The sequence below is a fragment of the Microbacterium sp. genome (assembly GCF_031178525.1).
GTDB lineage: Bacteria > Actinomycetota > Actinomycetes > Actinomycetales > Microbacteriaceae > Microbacterium.
Window position 1 is genome coordinate 1 of the sequence record NZ_JAPSJA010000399.1, and the last position, 1,639, is coordinate 1,639.

Below are 1,639 nucleotides of genomic sequence, written 5' to 3' on the forward strand. Positions count from 1 at the left end.
GCTGCGGCTACCTCGGTGCCGTGCATGCCGCCGCGATGGCCTCCGTCGGCCACGACGTCGTCGGGATCGACATCGACTCCGCGAAGGTGGCGGCTCTCGCCCGTGGCGTCGCCCCGTTCTTCGAGCCCCGGCTCCCCGAGCTCCTCGCGGAGGGACGGGACTCCGGGCGCCTGCGCTTCAGCGATCGGATGTCGGACGCCGCCGGTGCCGAGATCCACTTCCTCGCGGTCGGGACGCCCCAGGTGGCAGGCGGCGACTCCGCCGATCTGCGACACCTCGACGACGCGGTGACCGCGCTGCTGCCGCACCTGCGCGAGGGCGACGTCGTCGCGGGCAAGTCGACCGTGCCCGTGGGCACCGCGGCGGGTGTCGCCGAGCGGATCGGAACGGCGGGAGCGACGCTGGTGTGGAACCCCGAGTTCCTCCGCGAGGGCTGGGCCGTACACGACACGCTCACGCCGGACCGACTGGTGGTCGGCGCTCCGCAGGACGACGCGGGAGCGCGGGCCGTCGAGCTGATGCGCACCGTCTACGCCACATGCATCGACGCCGGGGCACCGTTCCTCGTGACCGATCTCGCGACAGCCGAACTGGTCAAGGGCGCGGCCAACGCCTTCCTGGCGACGAAGATCTCGTTCATCAACGCCATGGCGGAGATCGCCGAGGCGGCCGGGGCCGATGTGGCCCTCCTCGCGGATGCGCTCGGTCACGATACGCGGATCGGCCGTCGATACCTGGGATCCGGGATCGGCTTCGGCGGCGGGTGCCTGCCGAAGGACATCCGCGCGTTCGCGGCCAGGGCCGAGGAGCTCGGGCGCCGAGAGTCCGTCGGGTTCCTGCGCGAGGTCGACGCGATCAACCTGAGGCGTCGTGAGCGCGCGGTGCAGCTCGTGGTCGACGCATTGGGCGGTCTGGTCTTCGGGCGCCGGATCGCCGTGCTCGGCGCGGCGTTCAAGCCGTTCAGCGACGACATCCGCGATTCGCCGGCGCTGGACGTGGCCGTTCGGCTGCGCGGGCTGGGAGCCGATGTGGTGGTGACCGACCCGGCGGCCATCGACAACGCGATGGCCGCGCACCCGCAGCTCGGCTACGCGCGTGGCCGTGACGAGGCGCTCCGCGACGCGGACGCCGTCGTCATCGTCACCGAGTGGGACGAGTACCGCCGCGAGATGACACCGGAGCACGCCGGGGCGCTGGTGCGCGGGCGGGTCATCATCGACGGGCGGAACTGCCTCGACTCGCAGGCGTGGCGAGCCGCCGGCTGGCAGTACCACGGCATGGGACGCCGCTGACGCGTCAGGAGCGCCGCTCCACGCGGCGCACGATCCGCCACGCGGTGGGGAGCACCGTGCCCAGGAGCACGATCTTCAGGGCGTCGCCGATCAGGAACGGGATGACGCCGAGCTGCACGGCCTGCCACATATCGACTCCGAGGGACGCGGCGAGCCAGGGTGCGCCGCAGAGGTAGACGACTGCGCTGCTGACGGCCGCCGACCCGAGTGCGGCGCCGACGCGTCTGTCCGCCCCACGACGCGCCAGCCCGCCCACCAGGACGGCTGCGAGGACATAGCCGACCACGTAGCCGAGGGTCGGAATCGCGATCCCGGACTGCCCTCCGGCGAACACCGGCGCGCCCAGT

General features: G+C 72.6%; 2 protein-coding genes. One reads left to right on the forward strand and one right to left on the reverse strand.

Annotation, left to right across the window (positions count from 1 at the left end; genetic code table 11):
• Positions 1-1,292, forward strand: a 1,292-nt coding sequence (locus RIF89_RS14840) for a UDP-glucose/GDP-mannose dehydrogenase family protein (protein ID WP_309069841.1), incomplete at its 5' end; no start/stop codon positions are given.
• A gap of 4 nt (positions 1,293-1,296) precedes the next feature.
• On the opposite strand, the gene RIF89_RS14845 is transcribed toward RIF89_RS14840, so the two are convergent.
• A partial coding sequence (locus tag RIF89_RS14845) for a biotin transporter BioY (RefSeq protein ID WP_309069842.1) occupies positions 1,297-1,639 on the reverse strand: 343 nt, incomplete at its 5' end.